The organism is Hyphomicrobium sp. MC1 (genome assembly GCF_000253295.1).
Taxonomy (GTDB): domain Bacteria; phylum Pseudomonadota; class Alphaproteobacteria; order Rhizobiales; family Hyphomicrobiaceae; genus Hyphomicrobium_B.
In genome coordinates, this window is sequence record NC_015717.1 from 2,370,900 (window position 1) to 2,392,186 (window position 21,287).

General features: G+C 60.3%; 22 protein-coding genes. 11 read left to right on the forward strand and 11 right to left on the reverse strand.

The features are described 5' to 3' along the window. The first annotated feature begins 117 nt into the window (after nucleotides 1–117). The 4 genes from HYPMC_RS11605 to HYPMC_RS11620 all read left to right on the forward strand — a co-directional run bounded on the left by HYPMC_RS11605 (nucleotide 118) and on the right by HYPMC_RS11620 (nucleotide 5,515). Nucleotides 118–1,905: a hypothetical protein gene (locus tag HYPMC_RS11605; protein ID WP_013948139.1), complete on the forward strand. Its 1,788-nt coding sequence runs from the start codon at nucleotides 118–120 to the stop codon at nucleotides 1,903–1,905. A gap of 153 nt (nucleotides 1,906–2,058) precedes the next feature. Continuing rightward, entirely contained in the window at nucleotides 2,059–3,072 is a 1,014-nt protein-coding gene (locus HYPMC_RS11610; protein WP_013948140.1) for an aldo/keto reductase, read from the forward strand. Nucleotides 3,073–3,123: 51 nt separating this feature from the next. Beyond that, nucleotides 3,124–4,002, forward strand: coding sequence for an NAD(P)-dependent oxidoreductase (locus HYPMC_RS11615; protein ID WP_013948141.1), 879 nt, complete (start codon nucleotides 3,124–3,126; stop codon nucleotides 4,000–4,002). Nucleotides 4,003–4,150: 148 nt separating this feature from the next. Continuing rightward, nucleotides 4,151–5,515 (forward strand): cytochrome P450, encoded by a 1,365-nt coding sequence (locus tag HYPMC_RS11620; RefSeq protein WP_013948142.1) that lies wholly within the window; start codon nucleotides 4,151–4,153, stop codon nucleotides 5,513–5,515. A 10-nt stretch (nucleotides 5,516–5,525) separates the two neighbouring features. On the opposite strand, the gene HYPMC_RS11625 is transcribed toward HYPMC_RS11620, so the two are convergent. Further along, complete coding sequence (locus HYPMC_RS11625) at nucleotides 5,526–6,521, reverse strand: hypothetical protein (protein WP_013948143.1); 996 nt, start codon at nucleotides 6,519–6,521, stop codon at nucleotides 5,526–5,528. A 158-nt stretch (nucleotides 6,522–6,679) separates the two neighbouring features. On the opposite strand from HYPMC_RS11625, the gene HYPMC_RS11630 reads away from it, so the two are divergent. Further along, nucleotides 6,680–7,441, forward strand: coding sequence for a glucose 1-dehydrogenase (locus HYPMC_RS11630; protein ID WP_013948144.1), 762 nt, complete (start codon nucleotides 6,680–6,682; stop codon nucleotides 7,439–7,441). Nucleotides 7,442–7,513: 72 nt separating this feature from the next. Continuing rightward, nucleotides 7,514–8,374, forward strand: coding sequence for an SAM-dependent methyltransferase (locus HYPMC_RS11635; protein WP_013948145.1), 861 nt, complete (start codon nucleotides 7,514–7,516; stop codon nucleotides 8,372–8,374). A gap of 54 nt (nucleotides 8,375–8,428) precedes the next feature. On the opposite strand, the gene HYPMC_RS11640 is transcribed toward HYPMC_RS11635, so the two are convergent. Continuing rightward, nucleotides 8,429–8,608, reverse strand: coding sequence for a DUF1328 domain-containing protein (locus HYPMC_RS11640; protein WP_013948146.1), 180 nt, complete (start codon nucleotides 8,606–8,608; stop codon nucleotides 8,429–8,431). Nucleotides 8,609–8,952: 344 nt separating this feature from the next. On the opposite strand from HYPMC_RS11640, the gene HYPMC_RS11645 reads away from it, so the two are divergent. From HYPMC_RS11645 to HYPMC_RS11655, 3 genes are all read left to right on the forward strand, one after another. Beyond that, nucleotides 8,953–9,648, forward strand: a complete 696-nt coding sequence (locus tag HYPMC_RS11645) for a ParA family protein (protein WP_013948147.1) — start codon at nucleotides 8,953–8,955, stop codon at nucleotides 9,646–9,648. A gap of 26 nt (nucleotides 9,649–9,674) precedes the next feature. Continuing rightward, nucleotides 9,675–10,391 (forward strand): glutathione S-transferase family protein, encoded by a 717-nt coding sequence (locus HYPMC_RS11650; RefSeq protein ID WP_041300091.1) that lies wholly within the window; start codon nucleotides 9,675–9,677, stop codon nucleotides 10,389–10,391. Nucleotides 10,392–10,539: 148 nt separating this feature from the next. Beyond that, nucleotides 10,540–10,791, forward strand: coding sequence for a hypothetical protein (locus HYPMC_RS11655; protein WP_013948149.1), 252 nt, complete (start codon nucleotides 10,540–10,542; stop codon nucleotides 10,789–10,791). Nucleotides 10,792–10,967: 176 nt separating this feature from the next. On the opposite strand, the gene HYPMC_RS11660 is transcribed toward HYPMC_RS11655, so the two are convergent. From HYPMC_RS11660 to HYPMC_RS11670, 3 genes are all read right to left on the reverse strand, one after another. After that, nucleotides 10,968–12,500 (reverse strand): acyl-CoA carboxylase subunit beta, encoded by a 1,533-nt coding sequence (locus HYPMC_RS11660; RefSeq protein WP_013948150.1) that lies wholly within the window; start codon nucleotides 12,498–12,500, stop codon nucleotides 10,968–10,970. Nucleotides 12,501–12,627: 127 nt separating this feature from the next. Beyond that, a complete protein-coding gene (locus tag HYPMC_RS11665; protein WP_013948151.1) occupies nucleotides 12,628–13,335 on the reverse strand; it encodes a DUF2750 domain-containing protein in 708 nt (235 codons plus the stop codon). Between the two features lie 133 nt (nucleotides 13,336–13,468). Then, nucleotides 13,469–13,849 carry a MarR family winged helix-turn-helix transcriptional regulator gene (locus HYPMC_RS11670; protein ID WP_244420883.1) on the reverse strand — a complete coding sequence of 127 codons (381 nt, stop codon included), beginning with the start codon at nucleotides 13,847–13,849 and terminating at the stop codon, nucleotides 13,469–13,471. A gap of 121 nt (nucleotides 13,850–13,970) precedes the next feature. Between HYPMC_RS11670 and HYPMC_RS11675 the strand changes: the two genes are divergently transcribed. After that, nucleotides 13,971–15,104 (forward strand): NAD(P)/FAD-dependent oxidoreductase, encoded by a 1,134-nt coding sequence (locus HYPMC_RS11675; protein WP_013948153.1) that lies wholly within the window; start codon nucleotides 13,971–13,973, stop codon nucleotides 15,102–15,104. A gap of 114 nt (nucleotides 15,105–15,218) precedes the next feature. Continuing rightward, nucleotides 15,219–16,550, forward strand: a complete 1,332-nt coding sequence (locus HYPMC_RS11680; protein ID WP_013948154.1) for a hemolysin family protein — start codon at nucleotides 15,219–15,221, stop codon at nucleotides 16,548–16,550. On the opposite strand, the gene HYPMC_RS11685 is transcribed toward HYPMC_RS11680, so the two are convergent. The 6 genes from HYPMC_RS11685 to HYPMC_RS11710 all read right to left on the reverse strand — a co-directional run bounded on the left by HYPMC_RS11685 (nucleotide 16,543) and on the right by HYPMC_RS11710 (nucleotide 21,190). Further along, complete coding sequence (locus HYPMC_RS11685; protein WP_013948155.1) at nucleotides 16,543–17,346, reverse strand: ATP12 family chaperone protein; 804 nt, start codon at nucleotides 17,344–17,346, stop codon at nucleotides 16,543–16,545. The genes HYPMC_RS11680 and HYPMC_RS11685 overlap by 8 nt on opposite strands. After that, a complete protein-coding gene (locus tag HYPMC_RS11690; RefSeq protein WP_024276054.1) occupies nucleotides 17,343–18,023 on the reverse strand; it encodes an HAD-IA family hydrolase in 681 nt (226 codons plus the stop codon). The genes HYPMC_RS11685 and HYPMC_RS11690 overlap by 4 nt, the downstream gene beginning before the upstream one ends. Nucleotides 18,024–18,176: 153 nt before the next feature. Continuing rightward, the gene (locus tag HYPMC_RS11695) at nucleotides 18,177–18,686 is read right to left on the reverse strand and encodes a DUF6790 family protein (RefSeq protein WP_013948157.1); all 510 of its coding nucleotides are present in this window, start codon (nucleotides 18,684–18,686) and stop codon (nucleotides 18,177–18,179) included. 15 nt (nucleotides 18,687–18,701) lie between these two features. Continuing rightward, nucleotides 18,702–19,697: an RluA family pseudouridine synthase gene (locus tag HYPMC_RS11700; RefSeq protein WP_013948158.1), complete on the reverse strand. Its 996-nt coding sequence runs from the start codon at nucleotides 19,695–19,697 to the stop codon at nucleotides 18,702–18,704. A 135-nt stretch (nucleotides 19,698–19,832) separates the two neighbouring features. Beyond that, complete coding sequence (locus HYPMC_RS11705; protein ID WP_013948159.1) at nucleotides 19,833–20,522, reverse strand: VIT family protein; 690 nt, start codon at nucleotides 20,520–20,522, stop codon at nucleotides 19,833–19,835. Nucleotides 20,523–20,542: 20 nt separating this feature from the next. Continuing rightward, nucleotides 20,543–21,190: a ParB-like protein gene (locus HYPMC_RS11710; protein WP_013948160.1), complete on the reverse strand. Its 648-nt coding sequence runs from the start codon at nucleotides 21,188–21,190 to the stop codon at nucleotides 20,543–20,545. Nucleotides 21,191–21,287: the final 97 nt, after the last annotated feature.

Here is a 21,287-nt window from a genome sequence, read left to right on the forward strand (position 1 = left end):
CGCAAATGCGCCTCCTTGCGGCCTCATGTATTGGCATTCTACCACTGCCAGGGACTGCGGGGATAAGTTGGCCGTCACCAGATTTGCATGACGGTCCTGAGGCGAAAGCAATCGACGATGACACGCCAGCGGCTTCTGTTTCTCGGACTGCTGATCTGGGCGCTCGCGATGATCCTGCCGGATTTCGCGCGCGTGGTTCGCCCGCTCGGATCGTTCGGTTTTTATGCCGACAGCGATGGACTGATCTATGACGTTGCCGGTCCGTTCAATGCCTTAGAGAACTCGCCCGCCTGGAAAGCCGGTGTGCGCGAGGGCGACCGGCTCGATTTTTCGAAAATGCGATGTATTCCATACGACCGCGACGTGTGTGCCGCGACGATCTCGGCAGTCGGCGGCAACGAATATGTCCTTCCTGGCGTACAGGCGACGTTCGAACTGCTGCCCAATGGCGCGGAACCGGCGCGTCAGGTGCACTTGACGGCGCTGCCCCGGCCCTCAAACTGGCTCGTGCGCTTCGTGCTGATGCTCGAGCAAATCGCCGGCATCGCGGTCATCCTCGGCGCCGGGTGGCTGGTGTGGACGAAGCCCGGCCCTATGAGCTGGGGCTTTTTCCTGTACGCCATCTGGTTCAATCCCGGCCAAGCCTACGAATTCTATGCCCACTTGCAGCGCTGGCCGATCGTGCTGATGGCGCAGAACGCTCTGGGTTGTATTGCTCAAGCTGCGGGATACGTCGGCCTGCTGATCTTCGTGATGCGAGCGCCAAACGATACGCTACAGCCGCCATGGGCGCGCGTTGATCGCGTGATGCCGTGGCTTGGCGCCGTCATCGCCGTGGCGCTCATGGCATCGTTCGGCAGCTCGTTCGGATTCCATACTGAATTGCTCAGCCGGATCACAATCTTGTTCGGCATCCTCGTCAGTGCGGCGGCCGTTGCGATCCTGCTGATGCGGCGGCAGACGCTGTCGCCCAAGGACAACCAGCGCCTGCGGTGGGTGATGTGGGGATGCCTGATCGGGCTTCCGGCGTTTGTCATCGCCGATCTCAACGAATACACGACGCTACTGACCGATTGGGACGGACTGTTTCTGCCGGAAGACGTTGCCGGGCTGCTTTATCTGACTAACGGCGTGCTTTGCCTGTTCGTAGTCGAAGCCGTGCGGCGGCAGCGCGTCGTCAACGTTGCGATACCGCTCAGGCGCGTGACCGTGCTTGCGCTCATTACGAGTTTGCCGGCTCTCCTCTTGCACGAGCAGGCCGAGCATCTGCATGAGCTTGTCGAGCTTCCGAGCTGGACGTGGCTTCTCGTCGGCGCGATCATTCTGTTTGTCATCGGACGGCTGCACGAATGGGCCGTCGAGCTCGCCGACGATTTTTTCAATCGCTCGCTCGATCGGGCTGGGGAGATTCTCGACGAAGCCATATTGGGGGCCAAGACCGGAGACGAGATCGACCGAATTTTATCCAACCGCGCCAGCAATATTCTCAGGCTGTCATCAGCGGTGACGTTCCGCCGGACCGAAAGCGGTTTTCGCCGCTACGAAAACGGCACAGGCTGGACCGGCGATATCTCGGATCTTCGTCTCAACGATGACAATCTCGGCGCGCTGCTGAAGGGCGAGCCGTGCGTCATCAACGAGGCGGTGGCAAAGGACGCGTCATTTCCTGGCGATCTCGATATGCCGATCCTGGCGATTCCGGCGACGAGCCGCGTGCATTGTTATGCCATCACGTTCTATGGCCCGCACGAGTCCGGCACGGCGATCGACGGCAACGAGCGACGGATGCTGCAGAACCTCGGGCGACACGCGGCCGACGCCTACGCCCGCATCGAGAACGACGAACTACGCAAAACCATCACGGATCTTAGATATCAAGTCGAGATGCGCGGCGCCCTGGCCTAGGGAGGGGCGCGCCTTCGCGCGCTCTTGTAACGTTGCGACAGGCTGCCTGCCATCTCAACGAGCGCTTAATGCCATCGGAAGTTTGTATTGGAAGCTTCTTCGTCGCGTCGCCATGTTTAAGCGCAGTGTAGCCGGCCAAATGAGGAGCATGTCATGGAACAGATCGCTATCGGCAAGTCCGGCATCACAACGTCTCGGGTGGGTCTTGGAACCTGGGCCATCGGCGGATGGATGTGGGGCGGCAGCGAAGAACGCGAGTCCATCGCAACTATCCAATCGGCCGTCGAGCGCGGCATTACGCTGATCGACACAGCGCCGGTCTATGGTTTCGGCCGGTCCGAAGAGATCGTCGGTAAAGCGCTCGCAGAAGGCGGACTGCGCGACAAAGTACAGATCGCAACGAAAGTCGGGCTCGCGTGGAAGGACGGCAAGGTCTATCGGGACTCCTCGCCGTCACGCATTCGTCAGGAAATCGAGGACTCGCTGCGCCGTCTACGAACGGACGTCATCGACCTTTATCAAGTCCACTGGCCCGATCTCGACACGCCATTTGAAGAGACGGCGCGCACGCTGGAGGATTTGCGGCGTGCTGGCAAAATACGCGCGATCGGGGTCAGCAATTATTCTCCAGGACAGATGGAGCAGTTTCGCCGTGCTGCGGCGCTCGATGCGGTGCAGCCGCCCTACAATCTGTTCGAGCGCGAGATCGAGGCCGACGTTCTTCCCTATGCCAAGAAAGTCGGTCTTACGGTGCTCAGCTATGGCGCCTTATGCCGAGGGCTGCTCAGCGGGCGCATGACCACCGCGACGACGTTTAGCGGCGATGATCTGCGTAAAGCCGATCCGAAGTTCCAGGCCCCGCGCTTCGCACAATACCTTGCTGCAATCGAAAAGCTGCAAGCTCTGGCGCAGAACCGCTTCGGCAAATCCGTGCTCGCGCTTGCTGTCCGCTGGGTCCTCGACCAGGGGCCAACGATTGCGCTGTGGGGCGCGCGCCATCCCGGTCAGCTCGATCCGGTAGCCGAAGTCGATGGCTGGCATATCGACGACGGCAGTAAGCGTGAAATAAATGCGATTTTGGAAGCCTGCATCAGCGATCCAGTTTCTCCTGAGTTCATGGCGCCGCCGGAAAAGCGGCCACAATTCGCGCAGGCCCGGTCAAGCTGAGATGGCGGCGTGCCGCAACTTTCACTCTGTCGACGAGATATGTGAGGAAGTATGAAAGTCGGATTCATCGGGCTCGGTCATATGGGCTCGGCCCTCGCCGCAAACCTGCTCAAGGCAGGATACGACGTCACCGTCTACAATCGCACGCGGGCGAAAGCCGAAGCACTTGCGTCTCAGGGCGCCAAGGTCGCAAGCGCGCCGGGCGAAGCAGCGACGGGTGATGCCGTCTTCACGATGCTGGCGGACGACACCGCCGTTGCGAGCGTTGTTTTCGACGACGGCGGCATTCTCGCCAGCATGAACCCCAAGGCCGTTCATATCTCGCTCAGCACCATCAGCACGGCCCTTTCGAAGCGGCTGGCGAAGGCGCATGCGAAGGCCGGGCAGCGCTACGTCGCAGCGCCCGTGCTCGGCCGTCCTGATGCGGCAGCGGCGGCGAAGCTCTTTATCGTTGCGGCGGGTGCGGATGACGCGGTGAAAGCCGTAACGCCTTTGTTTGATGTTATCGGACAACGAACATTCGCCGTCTCGGAGCAGGCCGACGCCGCCAACGTCGTCAAGCTCAGCTGTAATTTTCTTATCGCGACCGTGATTGAATCGCTCGGCGAAACGATGGCGCTCACAAGCAAGGCCGGCATCGACAAACACAACTTTCTCGACATCCTCACCTCGACGCTGTTCGGCGCGCCGATCTACAAGACTTACGGCAATCTAATTGCGGACGAAAAATTCAAGCCTGCTGGGTTTGCAGCGCCCCTCGGGCTGAAAGATGTTCGGCTGGCGCTGGCCGCCGGCGAGGAACTGCGCGTACCGTTGCCCATCGCCAGCCTGCTGCGCGACCGCTTTCTAACGCTGCTTGCCAATGGCGGCGATGATCTCGACTGGTCGGCCGTCGGCAGCCTCGCGGCGAAAGATGCAGGCGTCGCCTGAGTTCCCTACCTTCGCGCATGTCTCCCACGCCGTTTCGAGCTTACACTGACGGTCGTAAAACGATAGCATCGTCAGCATGGACTGGAACCAAACAGTATCCATGCCTATTTCGAAATTTCGAATGCGTTATCGAATTTCGGAGCCGGACATGAGCACGTCGATCGCAACGTCGCACACGGCCAAGTTACACAAGGGTCTGCCGCCTGGTCCGAAAGGTACCCTGATCGGCGGCAATCTCTCGCAGATCGGACCGCGACGCGTCGATTTCTTTCTAAAGTTGGCGCAGACGTATGGTCCTATTGCGAGCTTCCGCGCCGGACGATGGCGACTTTTTCTCGTTAGCGATCCGGAGCTCATCCAGCAGGTACTGGTCACGGACGCGCGTTCCTACATCAAGCATTTCGGCGCGCGGACGTTCAAGCCAGTCCTGGGCAACGGCCTCGTTACAAGCGAGGGTGATTTCTGGCTGACGCAACGCCGCCTATTGCAACCTGCTTTCCTCAAAACACAGGTGCTGTCCTATGCTCCGGTCATGGCGGAATTGACAGAAGCGATGCTCGCGAAGTGGGTGCCAGGAACATCTGTTGACATCGCATTCGAGTTCAGCGCACTGACGAGCGCCATCGCACTGAAGACGCTGTTCGGCCTCGACGATCACGGCGATCGCGTGCGCGTTGATGAAAGTCTGCGGCTGACGTTCGAGCTTCTGACGCATCGTCTCGACTCGTTGTTTCAAGTGCCGCTCGTTTTTCCGACGCCAGCCAATTTGCGCCTCAAGCGAGCGATCGCAGACGTCAACGCCGTGATTGACGGTTTCATTGCGCAGAAGCAAGCGGCGTCTCCCGGCAACGATCTGCTGTCCACGATGATTGCAGCACAGCGCGAAGACGGCACGCAAATGACGGCGCAACAGCTGCGCGACGAAGCGATGACGCTCTATCTCGCGGGCCATGAAACGACGGCACTCACCTTGACGTGGAGCTGGTATCTGCTGTCGCAACATCCCGACGTCGAACAGAAGCTCGTTGCCGAATGGCAGCGTGTTCTTGGCGGACGCGCGGCGCGTGCGAGCGACCTCTCGGCGCTGACGTATACGGCGGCCGTCATCAACGAGGCGATGCGGCTTTATCCCCCCGTCTATGTCATCGGGCGCGAGGCGACGACCGACCTCGAACTCGGCGGTTATCGCGTCAAGAAAGGCTATACGATTTTGATGAGCCAGTGGGTCAACCATCGCGACCCGAAGTATTTTCCTGAGCCCGAGCGCTTTCTTCCCGAGCGATGGCTCGATGGCCTGGCATCGCGTCTGCCGAAGTTCGCTTACTATCCGTTCGGCGGCGGCCAGCGGCTTTGCATCGGCGTGCACTTCGCATTGATGGAAGCGGCCATTGTGCTCGCGACCGTGGGGCAACAATTCAAGTTCACGCTCGCCCCCGACGCGGTGATCGACATCATGCCCCAAATCACGATGCCACCGAAGTACGGCATGCCCGCCACGCTGATGCGTCGTTGATTTTTGGCTCCTACGAGGCTGTCGCGAGGTCCTCTTCCGGTCGTCGCCAGAATGCAAATCTGCGCTTGCGTACGGGCTCGCCAGCGGTTGCGAGCGAGCTAATCAGATCGGCAGCGCCGCGAACCACACGGCGGTTGTTCCAGTATCCGGTGTGAGCATGATAGGCGACCATCGGTTGCGACAGATAACCGAGCCCGCGAAGAAGCATGCCTTCCGATGCAACCTCAATATCGTCAAGCAGCGGCTCGTTCGCGTAAGCTTCGTTGAGCGGCTTCAGCGGATAGCCGAGCAGATCGTTGCGGCTATAGAAGTTGAGCCATCGCGTGCGCGCTCGTATATCGGCATCGAGATCCCTACCAGGAAAAGCTGGCGGCGTGTTCGGATCGCGGGACGTCGTGATTGGTAGAATGCGGCTCGGTCCAAACGTGAAAGTAAAGAGCGGCATGTTCGAACCCATCATCACTAGGCCTGCCAGCGTATCGAGGCGGCGGAAGGGCGAGCCGTTCTTCAAGTAATCGGCGAATTCTCGGATATCATCGCCCTCTTGTGCGAGGCGCGCATCGTCCCAGTTCTTGATGGTATTTACGTCCCAGATGAACGAAGAGACGATATGGCAGCCGAGCGAATGGCCGATGAAAATCAGCGGCCGGTTCGGCTGGCCGTCACCGTCGAGTGTTTCGAGAACGGCGCGAATGTCGGACTGAATTTCGTAGTAGCAGGAATTGCGGAAGCTCTTTGTCTTCTGATAAGCCGCCGCGTCACCCAGCCCCTGCACGACGAGACTGCGATAGGGTGTTACGGGGAAAAGGCGGCTCTTTGCAACCTCATCGAGATATTCTTTCTGGCGTTGGCGCACGCGCTCCGCCCAGAAGACCGACCGAAACGTCGCGACGTCGCGGACGCGCTTGGGCAGGCAGGCCTCGATTGCGGACTGCATGCCTGCGTGATAACCCGGCGCAAACGTATGGATACCGTGCACGAACACGATCGCGACTGGCTGCGCCATGCTCCTCCCCCGCATTCTTCAATGTATAAATAGACTTCGTTCCAACTGCTATCGTTCGGGCTTGCGGCGTTTGCATGGCGTGCGTGCAACGCTGCGCCGTTTCGCACGTTGGCCGTTCTATAATGCTTTCATCCGAAGCCACATCAGGATCGCATGACATGGATGCAAAAATCGTCGCGATTACGGGAGGCGGACAAGGCATCGGACGCGGCATCGCGTATGCTTTCGCGGCGGCGGGCTATGCGGTTTCCATCGCCGATCCGGCCGCGGACGCAGGCGAAGAAGCCGTCGAATACATCAGCAAGCTCGGCGGGCGCGCGCTGTACGAGCGCGCAGACACGTCGCGCGAGGAAGACGTGAGCCGCTGGATCGCGCGGACCATCGAAACGTTCGGCTGTCCGGAGGTGCTCGTTAACAACGCCGGGATCAATGCCAATCAGCCGTTCCTCGAATTGCGGATCGAGGATTTCGATCGCGTGCAGGCGGTCAACGTTCGCGGTGCGGTGCTCTGCACGCAAGCCGTCGCGCGTGAACTCGTCAAGGCAAAGCGGGGCGGTGCAATCATCAATATCGCCTCGACGCGCGCCTTCATGTCGGAGGCCAACACCGAAGCCTACACGGCATCAAAAGGCGCGATCATCGCGTTGACGCACGGCCTGGCGATCAGCCTTGGCGGCTATGGCATCCGCGTCAACGCTATCAGCCCCGGCTGGATCGAGACCGGCGACTGGCAATACTCGGCACGCGCAAAAATCCCGCATCATTCGGACGCCGACAACGCGCAGCATCCTGTCGGCCGCGTCGGCGTACCGGACGACATTGCCAAGGCATGTCTGTTTCTCGCGAACGATGCAGGCTTCATGACTGGGCAAAACATCATCATCGACGGCGGCATGAGCGTGAAGATGATTTATGTCTAGTTCGCGGTCGTCGCGCTGACGCAATCGCGGCTTATGCCGCTCGGCGCTCAATAGGCTCAAGGATATATCCCCGTGACAACCGCAATCATCGAGAACGTCTCGGATACCGCATTCTGGGTCGCTCATTATCGCGGCATCGAAGGTAAGCGCGCGGATGCTCTCTTTCATGATCCCCTCGCGGCAGTGCTGGCGGGAGATCGCGGACGGACCATCGCCGAAGCCATGCCGCGGCCGTTCCTGACGGAGTGGGTCATTGCCCTCCGCACTCGCATCATCGATGATTTCATTCAAGGTGCGGTCGCCAACGGTGTCGATACTGTTTTGAACCTCGGAGCGGGCCTCGATACCCGGCCCTATCGAATGGATTTGCCTCCGGCGCTGCATTGGATCGAAGCCGATTACCCGGCAATGATCGACTACAAGAAAAGCTTGCTCGCGCAAGAAAAGCCGCGCTTCGGTCTGTCACGCGTGAAATGCGATCTCGCGAACGATGCGGAACGCAAATCCGTGCTCTCAGAGGTTAATGCGAAATCGCGGAAATTTCTGGTCCTGACCGAGGGCGTCGTTCCGTATCTGACAACAGATGCTGCCGGGGCTCTGGCCGATGATCTCCATGCGCTCGATCATGCGGCCTACTGGATCGTCGATTATCTTTCGCCTCAGCTTCTCAAGTTCCGGGAGGGCATGATGTCGGGCAAAATGCAGAACGCGCCATTTTTATTCCGCCCCACTGACTGGTTTGGCTTCTTCGATCAACATGGTTGGCACCGCGAGGAAATTCGCTATTTCGGCGAGGAAGGCGATCGGCTGGGTCGCAAAATACGGATGCCCTTCCTAGCAATCGTCGCCACCGTCGCGCGTGCGCTGTTGTCATCTACCGAACGACAGAACTTCAAGAACGCGGCTGGCTACGCTCTGATGGTGCCGAAGTGAATTGGAACCAGCCCCCAGCGCTTCGAGCGCCGGGGGCCTGCTCAACGGCGAAACCTACACACCGCGTCGCAACACACCGGCCACGAGGCCGATGATCACGAACACGACGGCCACCATCAGTAAGAGATGCGCGCCAGACATCGCCGTTCCAGCTACGCCACCAAAGCCGAGAAACGCCGCAATAAGCGCGACGACCAAGAAGACGATCGCATAATAAATCAGGCTGCCACCCATTGTGGTCCTCCATGCTCAGATATCTGGAAAGCGAACGCACGCCGGAGTTTTTAAGTTCCTTTTTCCTTTTGCCCGGCACTTGATAGTGCCCTGCGAGCCCCTGCCGGGGAGCCAGCCACCCTCGTTTGTCATCCCGGCCGACGGAGAGCCCGGCCCCAGTGCAGCCATGCTCCCAGGTCTCGTCGCCAATGCGGGGCCGGAATAACAGCGCGGTCCACGGCTCGCCCCCTAGCGATGTCGTTCGACATTTTTGCCCCGTTCGTTAAAGATTAACGCCGGGGACGCGGCCGGGCGGCAAAGATGGCTTGGCCAGCCTAACACTCGGAGCTAGCCTAAGAGTTGTCGTGAACGTCTTAATTGGCCCGTCGATTGCCATGCCTGTCGTTCTATCCATCATCGGCCAAAAAGGCGGCGTGGGAAAAAGCACGCTGGCGCGAGCGATTGCGGTCGTCGCGGCGCAAGGAAACCTACGGGTCAAGCTGCTCGATCTCGATATCGGGCAACAGACATCCGTGCGCTGGTCGACGACGCGCGCAACGAGCCGTGCGCTTCGAACCATCGACGCGGAGGCTTTTTCATCGGTCGCCGATGCGCTGAAGGATACGTCGGGCGCCGATCTTGTCGTCATCGATACACCCGGCCATCTCTCGCCCGAAACATTCGAAATTGCGCGTGCATCGGATCTCATCGTCCTGCCGACTGGCACGAGTTCGGACGATCTCCATCCGACGACGCTGCTGCTCTATGAACTGGAGCAGAGGGGGCTATCGAAAGATCGGCTGTGTGTTGCCCTTTGCCGGATCCTGGACGCAAAAGAAGAACGTTGGGCGCGGCATTACCTTGAAACGACCGGCTATAAGCCGCTCACTGGCTCGCTGCCGGAGCGGCTCGGTTATCGGCGTGCGCACAATCGCGGCCGGGCGATCACTGAAACCTCGGAAGCCTCGCTCAACGAACGCGCCAATGAATTGATGGCCAGTGTGCTGAGGAAAATTCTTCAGCACGTTCGTGCCTCCAACGGCGTTTATTCGGCGCATTGAATCTTCCGCACGCTGCAGGGGTTATCATGATCACTGTTTATGGGTACGTGCCGGCGTGGGGGCTTCCCGATATCAGTCCTTATGTCACCAAAGTCATTGCCTACATGACTTTCGTTGGAATTCCGTTTCAACATCGATCGCAGGACCTCGCGCGGATCGACATCGATGCACCGCACGGCAAACTTCCTTATATCGTCGACAGTGACGGCACAAAGGTCGCCGACTCCAACGCCATCATCGCGTACCTCAAGGAAAAGTTCGGCGATCCGCTCGATGCGGATCTTTCGCCATCGGAGAGAGCAAACTCGCTCGCATGGAACCGGCTTATCGAAGAACACCTCTATTGGAGCGGTGTCATTGAACCGCGCTGGCGATCGGATGCCGGCTGGGAAACATATATCCCCTTCATCGTTCAAGGCGCCGAGGTGACTCCAGAACTCAGAGCGGCGTTGGATGCCTTCCGTCTTCGGATCTTGTCCGGCTTTTGTGGGCAAGGAATGGGGCGGCGATCGTCGTCAACAGTGCTTGACTGTTTCAAGACGGATATCGACGCGCTGTCCGCATATCTCGGCGATAAGCCCTATTTCCTTGGCGACAGACTGCATTCCCTAGATGCCTCGGCCTACGCGATGCTTCGTCATCTTCACGATCAGCCGCATGAATGGCCCGGCGCGCATTATGTGGCGAATAAGCAAAATCTCGTCAGTTACATAGATCGGGTTCGCAGTGAGCAATACATTTGAGGGAACTCTGTTCCTATAATGCAGCGCTTCCGGTCGGATAGCTGCGGTTCATGTTCTTTACAAATCTACAAGCTGCGTCTGCGCGGGAAACCATTACCTCTCGATCCCGTTTGAAGACCGTCCTATCGACAAACGAGAGGTAAGTTTCATGAAATTCGTCACAACCGCTGCACTGCTTGGCGCGGGCATGCTTGCTCTGACCGCGACCACGGCTTCGGCGGCAATTGTCTGCAACAGAGAAGGCGATTGCTGGCACGTGCGCGGGCACTACAAATACGAACCGGGCCTGCATCTGCGCGTGTTTCCCGACTCTTGGAAGTGGGGCGATCACGATCACTATCGCTGGCGCGAGCATGAAGGCCGCGGTTACTGGCGCGGCGGCGTGTGGATTAATCTCTAATTAGTTTGTGCCCGGCGACACGCGTTCCGCGGGCTGGCCGCCGGGCACATTACTTGACGCATCGTTCTTGGCAGAATTTCTGAAAACGCCCGGCGACGCGCGTTCGGCGCGCCGGGCATTTTCGTTTTGCCGCTTCCGACTGCGCTGGTCGCAGACAGCCGGAAGCGGCGGAACCATCACAACGGAATGTTGTCGTGCTTCTTCCAGGGATTTTCGAGCGTCTTGTTGCGCAGCATGTTGAGCGCGCGGCAAAGGCGCTTGCGCGTCGCTGAGGGCGTGATGACCTCATCGATGTAGCCACGCTCGGCGGCAACAAACGGATTGGCGAAGCGCTTCTTGTATTCGTCGATGCGGGCCTGGATCTTCGCCGGGTCAGACAATTCAGAGCGGTAAAGAATTTCGGCTGCACCCTTCGCGCCCATGACGGCGATTTCGGCGGTCGGCCACGCATAGTTGACGTCACCGCGGATGTGCTTCGAACTCATGACGTCGTAAGCGCCGCCGTAGGCCTTGCGCGTGATGACCGTGACTTTCGGCACCGTGGCTTCCGCATAGGCAAACAGCAGTTTCGCGCCGTGCTTGATGAGCCCGCCGTATTCCTGCGCGGTGCCCGGCAGGAAGCCCGGAACGTCAACGAACGTCACCAACGGAATGTCGAAACAATCGCAGAAGCGAACGAAGCGCGCGGCTTTGCGCGACGCATCGCTATCGAGCACGCCCGCGAGCACCATCGGCTGGTTGGCGATGATGCCGACGGTCGAGCCTTCCATGCGTGCGAAGCCCGTCACGATGTTCTTTGCGAAAGCTTCCTGGATTTCGAAGAAGTCCGCCTCGTCCACGACCTTCAGAATGAGTTCCTTGATGTCGTAGGGCTTGTTCGGATTGTCGGGGATCAGCGTATCGAGCGAATGGTCGATGCGATCGGGGCTGTCGTGCGTCGGGATGAGCGGCACGCCCGCCTGGTTGCTCGACGGCAGGAAGTCCATCAGGCGACGCATCTGCAGCAGTGCCTCGAGATCGTTCTCGTAGGCCTTGTCGGCGATCGAGGACTTCGTGGTGTGGACCTTGGCACCACCCAACTCTTCTGCGGTCACGGTTTCGTTCGTCACGGTCTTCACGACGTCGGGGCCGGTCACGAACATGTAGCTCGTGTCCTTCACCATGAAGATGAAGTCGGTCATGGCAGGCGAGTAGACATCGCCGCCCGCGCAGGGTCCCATGATCACGGAAATCTGCGGGATAACGCCGGACGCCAGCACGTTGCGCTGGAATACTTCGCCATAGCCGCCGAGCGCGTCGACGCCTTCCTGAATGCGCGCGCCACCTGCGTCGAACACGCCGATGATCGGGGCGCGGTTTTTCAGCGCCATATCCTGGATCTTGGTGATCTTCTTGGCGTGTGTCTCGGACAGCGAACCGCCCATCACCGTGAAGTCTTTCGCGAAGACGTAGACGACGCGGCCGTTGATCGTGCCCCAGCCGGTGACGACACCGTCGCCCGGCACCTTCGTCTTTTCCATACCGAAGTCGGTGCAGCGGTGCTCGACGTACATGTCGAATTCTTCAAACGAGCCGTCATCCATCAGAAGTTCGATGCGCTCGCGGGCGGTCAGCTTGCCCTTGGCATGCTGCGCGTCAATGCGGGCGCGGCCGCCGCCGAGACGGGCATTGTCGCGGCGCTTCTCAAGCTCATCGATAATGTCTTTCATGGAACCCCTTGCCTGGCTCGGGCCGAATGTGCCGAAAGGGCTCTCTAGCATGGCTCCGATGCAGCGCAAACGGTGAGTTGTCGCGATGCCGGAGCCAAGCCCGGTACGTCGGCAAAGGCCCGGAAACTCAGGCGCTTTTTGCGGCGGGCTCGGCTGCCGGAGCGGCCAGCCGGGCGGACAAATCAGCCGCCTTGACCTCGACAAAGCCGGCGCCGCGAACTGGCTCAATCAGAACGGGATGATTTTGGGCTTCGGCCCAGGCCAGCGTCGTTGCGATGAAATTCGCGATCGGCTCGACGATGACGCGCTTGCCCGCGATCTTTTTCATGTGGGCTTCGGCGTCAGGCCGGTGCGAAAAAACGTGCAGCTTGTCGGCCGAGCGCGGCTTCTGCGTGCCGGGCGTCAGCATCGGGCCCTCGGCATTGCCGACAAGGTAAATTTCGCGCTTCTCACGGGCGGCGGCCACATAAAGCGGGATCGCCTCGGTCTTGAGCCGGATCAGAAGATCGCGCGGGTCGATCTCGGCTTCGATCGGATCGGAAACCCAGTCGGTGCCGACGAAACCCTTGGCGGTCGCGATGCCAGGCAGAATATCAGTTGCAAATACTTCCAGAGAGATATCCTGCAACTCGCGGTTTCCGGCCAACGCTTCAGCCCAGCGCCCGGCCTCGATCGGGCTTGACCAGAAAAGCTGAACCGTTCGCCCAGCGACCTTCTGCGAGGGCACGGAAGCGTTTTCCTCGTCGGCAAGCGTGAGCACACGCCCTTCGGCCACCGCCCGGCGCACGAAGCGGTCGCGTTGCGCTAGCTCTGGAATGCGCGGCGCGTTGAGCATTGGTCACCGACCCCGAATCATTCCTGCAAGTGTTCTTGAAACGCGACGCGAGGACAAGGAGGTCCCGGGTAAAGATAATCCTTCGTGTTAAATTCGGTTCTTTCCTCTGTGTTTCCGATGCGACGTCTGCGCCTCAATTGTCCATGGCTTCGACATTTGCCAGCACCCGACGCAACAGGCCCATCAGCGTCTCGACCTCTTGCGCGGTTAGCCCCTCCATCGCTTCCTTGTTGCCTTGAAGGAGGATCTCACGCCCCTGAGGCAGCTTCGCCAAAGCTTTTTCGGTAAGCGAAATCATGCTGCTGCGGCGATCGGTTAGATCCGGTTCCCGGCGCACCAGGCCGTCGCGCTCCATGCGATTGATAAGCTGCGCCATGCTCGGCTGCTCAACTTTTACCAAACGCGCCAGCTCGATTTGCGACATTCGATTACCGTCTTTGAGAGCGCTAAGCACGGGCAGATGCGCGGAGGCAAAGCCCAGCGCACGAAGGCGCGTGTCGCCGACCCGCGCCAAACCGCGCGCAATTCGACTGAAATAATGACCGGGCGTCTCCATCGGCTTCCACTTCCCGCTTGCCATTACATAGGGTCCTATGTTTATAACATAGGACCCTATGTAAACGGAGGCGGCGGAAATGGCAATCGGTTCACAGATCGCAATTATTGGCGGCGGCCCCGGCGGATTGATGCTCGCCCGGCTACTGGAACTCCGCGGGGTGATCGCGACAGTGTTCGAGCGTGATGCTCACGCCGGCGAGCGTCCGCAAGGCGGTTCTCTCGACCTTCACGCCGAGTCCGGCCAGCGCGCCATGCGTTGCGCCGGGTTAGAGGCGGAATTTCGTGCTGCTGCTCGACCGGAAGACCAGGGCGATCGTTTGTACGACGAACACGGAACGCTCCTGTTCGACTACGACGGCCTTGGCGACGACCGGCCCGAAATCGACCGCACAGAACTTCGCCGCATCCTGCTCGGCTCCCTTTCCACAACGGAGATGCGTTGGGGCTACAGGATCACGGGTGTCCGCCACGCGGAGAATGGCGGTTACGATGTGATGAGCGACGGCATCAGCGAACATTTCGACATTGTCGTCGGCGCCGATGGCGCTTGGTCTCGCGTCCGTCCCTTGCTCTCCGACGCCACGCCTTTTTACGAGGGCGTCACCTTTGTCGAACTCGGCTTCGATGCGAGCCGCCACCCCTCTGTCGATACCCTTGTTGGGAGGGGCAAAATGTTTGCGGTCGGCAACAACCGCGCGCTGATCGCCCAGCGCAACGGTCACGGGCACATCCGCGGCTACGCCGGTATTCGCATCGCGGAGGCTGAGGCCCAGGACTTGTCAAAAAGATCTACCGGCCGGGTACGTGCAACCGTACGGGAGGCGTTCGACGGTTGGGCTCCGACGTTGACCCAGTTGATCGAGGAAGGCGACATTATTGGCGTTCGCCAGTTGTATGCACTGCCGGTTGGCCACCATTGGATCAGCAGACCTGGGCTCACAATGCTAGGCGATGCTGCGCACTTGATGTCGCCTTTCGCGGGCGAAGGCGTCAATCTCGCGCTCGCCGATGCCGTCGATCTTGCGGATGCGCTGACAGCTGAAAACGGCTGGTCGGCCGTTGAGCATTATGAAGCGGAGATGGTCGCGCGGGCGACGCCGGCTGCGGAAGAAGCGTCAACCGGCTTGAACGGTGTTTTTTCCTCGACCGGCATTTCGGATGTCCTGGCGCATTTTAAGGAACGCGTTGAGGCGCGTATCCCAGCGCAATAGGCCCAGTGCATTGGCCGGGACGATGCAGAAATCTGGGGGCGGCCACCTAAAAGGCGACCTTGATTTGCCCCGTCCGTGCCCATAGCATAACGCTTCCCAACAACTTGGAGTGGCTTGGACGCACATCCGTCGGCCGCGAACATCGTGACCGAAGCCCTCATCGTTCTGGCCCTTGTTCTTCTCAACGGCCTTTTTGCGCTTTCCGAACTTGCGATTGTTTCGGCACGCCGGCCGCGATTGAAAGCCATGGCGGCATCGGGCCGTTCCGGCGCGAACAGCGCGCTGGCACTCTCGGCGCAGCCCGGCCGCTTCCTGTCGGCCGTCCAGATCGGCATCACACTGATCGGCACGATCAACGGCGCCTATTCGGGCGAGACGTTCGGCGAGGACGCTTCCCTCTATCTGCAAAACCTCGGCTTCAGCCGACAGATTGCCGACCCGGCCGGCTTCGGTATCGTCGTCGCGGTCATCACGTATCTTTCGGTCATTATCGGCGAATTGGTGCCGAAGACGCTGGCGCTGCGCAACGCCGAGGCGATCGCCTGTTTCGTTGCGCCGATCATGACGGGTTTCGCGAAGATCGCGGCGCCCATCGTCTGGCTTCTCGATACCTCGACGAACCTCGTGTTCCGTCTTCTCGGACTGTCGCAGGAAAGCGAGAGCAAGGTCACGGATGAAGAGATCAAGACGCTCATCGCGGAAGCCGAAACGGCGGGTGTGCTGGAGACGGGCGAAGGCGAATTGATTTCGGGCGTCATGCGTCTGGCAGATCGCGCCGTCGTCGGCATCATGACGCCGCGCACCGATGTCGTCTGGATCGACATCACCGCGTCGGACGAAGCGATCAAGGAACGGCTGATCTCGACGCCGCATTCGCGTCTACCTGTCGGTGAAGGCTCGACCGACAAGCTGATCGGCGTGGTGCAGACGCGCGAGCTGCTGTCGAACCTCCTCTCCGGCAACAACTTCGATCTGAAGTCCTTCGTTCGCAAGGCGCCGATGATCCCCGAGACAGCGGCGGCACTCGACGTGCTCTCGGTGCTGCGAGACGCGGAAGTGCCGATGGCGCTGATCCACGACGAATACGGCGACTTCGAAGGCCTCGTCACGCCCGCCGATATTCTCGAAGCGATTGCGGGCGTTTTCAAATCCGATGCCGAGGGCCTTGAGCCCTATGCGGTCGAGCGCGACGACGGGTCGTGGCTGTTTTCCGGCGGTATGCCGGTCGATGAAATGGCCGACAAGATCGGCATCGTGCTGCCGGAGAACCGCTCCTACGAGACTGTCGCCGGGTTTGTTCTTGCCGGATTGCAGCATTTGCCGAAGACGGGCGAGCACGTCGATATCAGCGGCTGGCGGTTTGAGGTCGTCGATCTCGATGCGCGCCGTATCGACAAGGTGCTCGCAAGCCGTCTGGTGCCGTTGCGGCGCAGACTTCCTACGTAGCTTTTCTGCACAAAGTCAGAAACCGCACGGCGGCGTCGAACTCGGCCCGGCGGCCACGGCGGCGTGCAAGGGCTTCAGAATCCTCGCCCCAAAGCGAGATCTGATAATCTTCATCGACGTGCGCGGCTTTCCAGGCGGCGTCCGGGCTCAGCCATTCGCGGTCGATGGCGAGCGCGATCAGCGCCGAACCGGTCAGCGTCGTGATGACGTGCAGTCCCGATAGCCGCATGGCGTCGTGCGGCTCCAACGCTTGCTCATAAGCGACGATCGCAGCAGTTGGCTGAGCGACATGCACGATGCCGAACACGACCCGAAACTCGGCGTTGAGCGTCTCGTTCACCCACGCGACGATCGGATCCCAATGCTCGGCCTGTAGCTCGACGAGCTTTTCTGGTGTCTCTGCGCGATAGCAGATGAGATCGGTTCCGGCATAAGCGGCGATATCATCGGCAACGGCGTCAAGCGTATCGGCGACAGCATCGATGGCTGTGTTGGCGAAACGGGTCAACGGCATATGTGCGGGGTTGATATGCTCACCCTGGGCGCGCCATTCCTCGGCGATGGCTTCCGCGAGTTCGTGCGTCGGCAAGGCAAGCGCACGCTTCTTTGGCGTTTTGATCGGGCGGCCATCGAGCAGCACGCTGAAAGGTGCCGTGTCGCCGACGCTCACCTCTTTGTAGAAGCGGCGCGGAAGCGGTTTGGCCAGGCTGTCGTTCAGGACTTTGCCTGGACCGCCGGATGGCCGCGGCTCAGCAGGCCCAGAGCCGGATTTGCCTTTTCCGTTCTCGTCGTTCATGCGGCGCTGCTTTCAAGTGCGAGGACATCGTCGATGGCTTTGGGCAGATCTTCGAAACGTTCGACGATAATATGAGCGCCGGCGTTGTTTAGTTCCGCCACGGTGTGATAGCCCCAGGCGACGCCAATTGCCGCCACGCCAGCAGTCCGCGCCATCGCCATATCATACGTCGTGTCGCCGATCATGACCGTAACTTCGGGCGTTGCGTCGGTTTCGAGGATAGCGCGCTGAAGCATCGAGGGATGCGGCTTCGAGGGATGATCGTCGGCAGTCTGGATGGTTGCGAAACTTCCGTGCCAGCCTTCGCGGTCGAACAGCCGATCGATGCCGCGACGCGACTTGCCCGTCGCGATGCCGAGAAGGTGGTCGTCACGCGCGGCGAGATTGGCGATCGTTTCCTTGGCTTGCGGAAATAGGATCTCGGTTTCGGCCGGATCGTGCTTCAGCTCGCGGAACGCCATCTTGTAGCGTTCAGCGAGCGCAGCGCGCGTCGCCTTGTCAACATCGGGGGCCAGCACTGCAAACGCCTCAGGGAGCGAAAGCCCGACGACCGAGAGCGTTGCCTCCCGCGTCGGCGGGGTCATCTCGAGCGTGGTGAAGGCGTGCACCATCGACAGCACGATGCCCGCCTGGCTGTCGACGATCGTGCCGTCGCAATCAAAAACAACGAGTTTCATGGGGGGCGTTTTAGCATGGGGATTTTTAGTTTGCACCCGGCGCCCCCCCTTACGGGGAGCCGGCCGCCGGATGATTTTTGTAACTTTCTTCGCCCGTTAGGTGGCGCATGGCGGCCGGCGCGCGGAACGCGTGTCGCTGAGCACCATAAAAAGCTAGGGGCGGCCGAGGCGATGCTGGAGCCAGAGCAACAGGAAGCCGAAAAGCGGGATGAGGAAGTCCAGATAGAAAATCACGCCGGCGTTGCCGGGCGCAAAATTGTGCTGCGTCACGATCTGGTAAATGTGGCCGAAGCCCGCGCCCAGCGCGAATAATGCCGGTCCGACGATGGCCGCGAGACGAAGGTCGAAGCTTCGGAACGCCGCCAGAAACCCCACAACGGAAAAGCCGAGGCTCGCAGTTCCGACCTCGAACTGAAAAGGACTATCGGCCCAGCCGATGAACTGAGCCGCCATTTGTCCGAAGAAGGAATGCATCACGAAGTTGTAGAAGAAGCAGACGCCGATGGCCCAGAACACGTGCCACGAAATCAACTTCTCGACGACCACGGCGGCTGTCACGGGTTTGGAAGCACGCATGATCGCCGCGAGCGAAAACAGAAGTCCAATAACGAGAAACGTGAGCGTGAAATTCGAAAGAACGAACCTGATGATTTCCGAGATCATGGCGCTCGCCTTGTTCTATTCGAACTTTTCTTCGTCGAAACCCAGGAGTTCCCAAGTGCGCCGCATGTGATCGGGCAACGGCGCGGTAACGTCGATGGTCTTTCCGCCTTTCGGATGCGGAATAACGAGGCGGCGCGCGTGCAAGTGAAGCTTCTTATCGATATTCTCGGCGGGCATGTGAACGTCGCCCTCGTACTTGTTGTCGCCGACGATCGGATGGCCGATGAGATGCATGTGCGCGCGGAGCTGATGCTGGCGGCCGGTCACCGGCTTCAGTGATACCCACGCCGTTTTGTGCGCAGCGCGATCTATGACGGAATAGTGTGTGGTCGCGTGCATCGCGACGTCCTGCTCGCCGGGTTTTGCCTTGCGGACGCGATCGCCGTCAGGTCCTGAGGCTTTGACGAGTGCTGCCTCGACCTTGCCCTGCGGCGGCTTCGGAACGCCCTTCACGAGCGCCCAATAGGTTTTCGCAGCGGAGCGTGTCTGGAACGTCCGCCCGAGCTTCGCTGCCGCCTCGCGCGTTTTGGCAACGAGCAGCACGCCGGTCGTGTCGCGGTCAAGGCGATGTACCAGCCGCGGACGCTCGCCGCCGAAGCGGTCGGCCATGCCTTCGAGCATGCCGTCGATGTGCTTCTTCGTACCGGTGCCGCCCTGGACCGCGAGGCCGAACGGCTTATTCAGAACGAGAACGTAGTCATCCTCGAACAGGATCATCTTTTCGATGGTATCGCGGTCGCCCTTTGAGACGCCGGGAGGGGCCTGCAGTCCCGGCCCCGACTTTTTGGGCTGACGAACGATCGCAGGAACGCGGATTTCTGCGCCGACATTGAGACGGTCGTTCGCCTGCGCGCGCTTGGAATCGACGCGGACCTGCCCCGAACGCAGAAGCTTCTGGAGATAGGTGTAGCCGACCTCCGGGAAATGCACGCGAAACCAGCGGTCGAGGCGCATATCGGCCTCGCCGTGCGCGACGCGCAGCGTTTCGACTTTTGAAGGCGTGTCGGTCATCGGAGTGTCCAACGTCGTGCGGCCCCAGAAAATTCCGGTGGCAAGCGAAGTGCGAAGATCATAAGAGGAATCCTTAGCGGAATTCCGTATAGCGCCGATCCGGGCGGCTAGGAAGGGCGGTAAGATAAACGGCCGCTAAACGGCGGCCCCAGAAAGATGGCCGATGGCCGCGGTTATCGCCATCGCCAGCGCGCCCCAGAAGGTTACCCGCACGACGGCACGCCCAATATTCGCTCCGCCGGCCTGGGCTCCGATGGCGCCGAGAGCCGCGAGGCAGACAAGAGAGGCGACGGTGACTAACCAGGTCACGCGGCCTTCCGGCGAGAAAAGCGCCACCAGGACAGGAACTGCCGCCCCGACGGCGAAAGACACAGCCGATGCCAGCGCAGCCGTGATGGGGCGTGCCGTCGTCAACTCGGAAATGCCAAGTTCCTCTCGGGCATGGACCCCAAGCGCATCACGCGCCATCAGTTGCTGCGCGACTTGACGTGCGAGCGATGGCTCAACGCCGCGGGCGACGTAGATGTCGGTCAGTTCCTGAAGCTCAAAGTCCGGTTGATCGACGAGTTCTTTGCGCTCTCGGGCAAGGTCGGCATTTTCTGCGTCCCGTTGGGAGCTGACCGACACGTATTCACCGGCGGCCATGGAAAGCGCACCGGCGACGAGACCGGCGACGCCCGCGATGAGAATAGATTGCTGCGAGGAATCGGCCGAAGCGACACCCGCAATCAAGCTTGCGGTCGAGACAATGCCGTCGTTGGCGCCCAAGACCGCTGCGCGCAGCCAGCCGACGCGTTCTACAACGTGCTGCTCGGTCGTCGCCATGTTTCTCTTACCTGCTAACGTTATGAGCGAGCATGAGGCCCGCACCAACCGGGAAGATACGATGCTTCGGGGCTTTTAGCGAACTGAAGTGCCTGCGTCAGCGCAGATTCGGGGTCGCTTTTGGCGATCTTGGCATCGACACGGCGGCGGAGTGCGTCGGCCCAAAGAAATTCGCTGAATGGCGTTGCGTCCTTCGCGTAGCCACCCGCGAAGCGAAGTTCTCCCGCGAGGCTGCGATACGGATCGTCCACGAGTTCGGCTATCGACTTGGGAAGCTCCGTGCGCGTCTGGCGCTCGCCGCCGCTGTCGAACGGATGCATCCAGCCGCGATTGTCCATGAAGCGCCAGAACTCTTCTTTGTCGAGCGCACGAAGGTCGGCGACCGGCGAAATCAAAACCTGCTCGACGCCTTCGTCATGCAGTGCACGGCCTAGATGATGATGATCGATGACGTAGTAGCGGTTCTTCGGGCCGCGGACGACGGGGATCATATGGCGACCGAGGAATGTGCCCGTCTTTGTCGGCGCGAGTTTCTTCCATTCGGCGCGTTTGCGCTCGACCTCGCGCATGCCGACCGTCATCTGCGTCGGCCGTAGATCGGCAATGGCGATGGAATGCAGCAGCGGCTGCGGCGATCGCGGGTTTGGTTCTATCGATTGCTGGGCCATCTGACGATCCTCGGAGGTCGGCATTCTAACGTCGCAACAGTCGTAGCGGAATTCGAACCGTTCGCGGACTTACCAAACTGTAAATGGTGGGAAGACC

Excerpts from the sequence above, each read along its gene's own strand:
- HYPMC_RS11640 (WP_013948146.1), bottom strand. The coding sequence starts at position 8,608 with ATGGGTGGCAGCCTGATTTATTATGCGATCGTCTTCTTGGTCGTCGCG.
- HYPMC_RS11660 (WP_013948150.1), bottom strand. The coding sequence starts at position 12,500 with ATGAAAGACATTATCGATGAGCTTGAGAAGCGCCGCGACAATGCCCGT.
- HYPMC_RS11620 (WP_013948142.1), top strand. The coding sequence starts at position 4,151 with ATGAGCACGTCGATCGCAACGTCGCACACGGCCAAGTTACACAAGGGT.
- HYPMC_RS11665 (WP_013948151.1), bottom strand. The coding sequence starts at position 13,335 with ATGCTCAACGCGCCGCGCATTCCAGAGCTAGCGCAACGCGACCGCTTC.
- HYPMC_RS11625 (WP_013948143.1), bottom strand. The coding sequence starts at position 6,521 with ATGGCGCAGCCAGTCGCGATCGTGTTCGTGCACGGTATCCATACGTTT.
- HYPMC_RS11700 (WP_013948158.1), bottom strand. The coding sequence starts at position 19,697 with ATGACCGACACGCCTTCAAAAGTCGAAACGCTGCGCGTCGCGCACGGC.
- HYPMC_RS11675 (WP_013948153.1), top strand. The coding sequence starts at position 13,971 with ATGGCAATCGGTTCACAGATCGCAATTATTGGCGGCGGCCCCGGCGGA.
- HYPMC_RS11685 (WP_013948155.1), bottom strand. The coding sequence starts at position 17,346 with ATGAACGACGAGAACGGAAAAGGCAAATCCGGCTCTGGGCCTGCTGAG.
- HYPMC_RS11705 (WP_013948159.1), bottom strand. The coding sequence starts at position 20,522 with ATGGCGACGACCGAGCAGCACGTTGTAGAACGCGTCGGCTGGCTGCGC.
- HYPMC_RS11655 (WP_013948149.1), top strand. The coding sequence starts at position 10,540 with ATGAAATTCGTCACAACCGCTGCACTGCTTGGCGCGGGCATGCTTGCT.
- HYPMC_RS11690 (WP_024276054.1), bottom strand. The coding sequence starts at position 18,023 with ATGAAACTCGTTGTTTTTGATTGCGACGGCACGATCGTCGACAGCCAG.
- HYPMC_RS11630 (WP_013948144.1), top strand. The coding sequence starts at position 6,680 with ATGGATGCAAAAATCGTCGCGATTACGGGAGGCGGACAAGGCATCGGA.
- HYPMC_RS11610 (WP_013948140.1), top strand. The coding sequence starts at position 2,059 with ATGGAACAGATCGCTATCGGCAAGTCCGGCATCACAACGTCTCGGGTG.
- HYPMC_RS11650 (WP_041300091.1), top strand. The coding sequence starts at position 9,675 with ATGATCACTGTTTATGGGTACGTGCCGGCGTGGGGGCTTCCCGATATC.
- HYPMC_RS11710 (WP_013948160.1), bottom strand. The coding sequence starts at position 21,190 with ATGGCCCAGCAATCGATAGAACCAAACCCGCGATCGCCGCAGCCGCTG.
- HYPMC_RS11615 (WP_013948141.1), top strand. The coding sequence starts at position 3,124 with ATGAAAGTCGGATTCATCGGGCTCGGTCATATGGGCTCGGCCCTCGCC.
- HYPMC_RS11605 (WP_013948139.1), top strand. The coding sequence starts at position 118 with ATGACACGCCAGCGGCTTCTGTTTCTCGGACTGCTGATCTGGGCGCTC.
- HYPMC_RS11695 (WP_013948157.1), bottom strand. The coding sequence starts at position 18,686 with ATGATCTCGGAAATCATCAGGTTCGTTCTTTCGAATTTCACGCTCACG.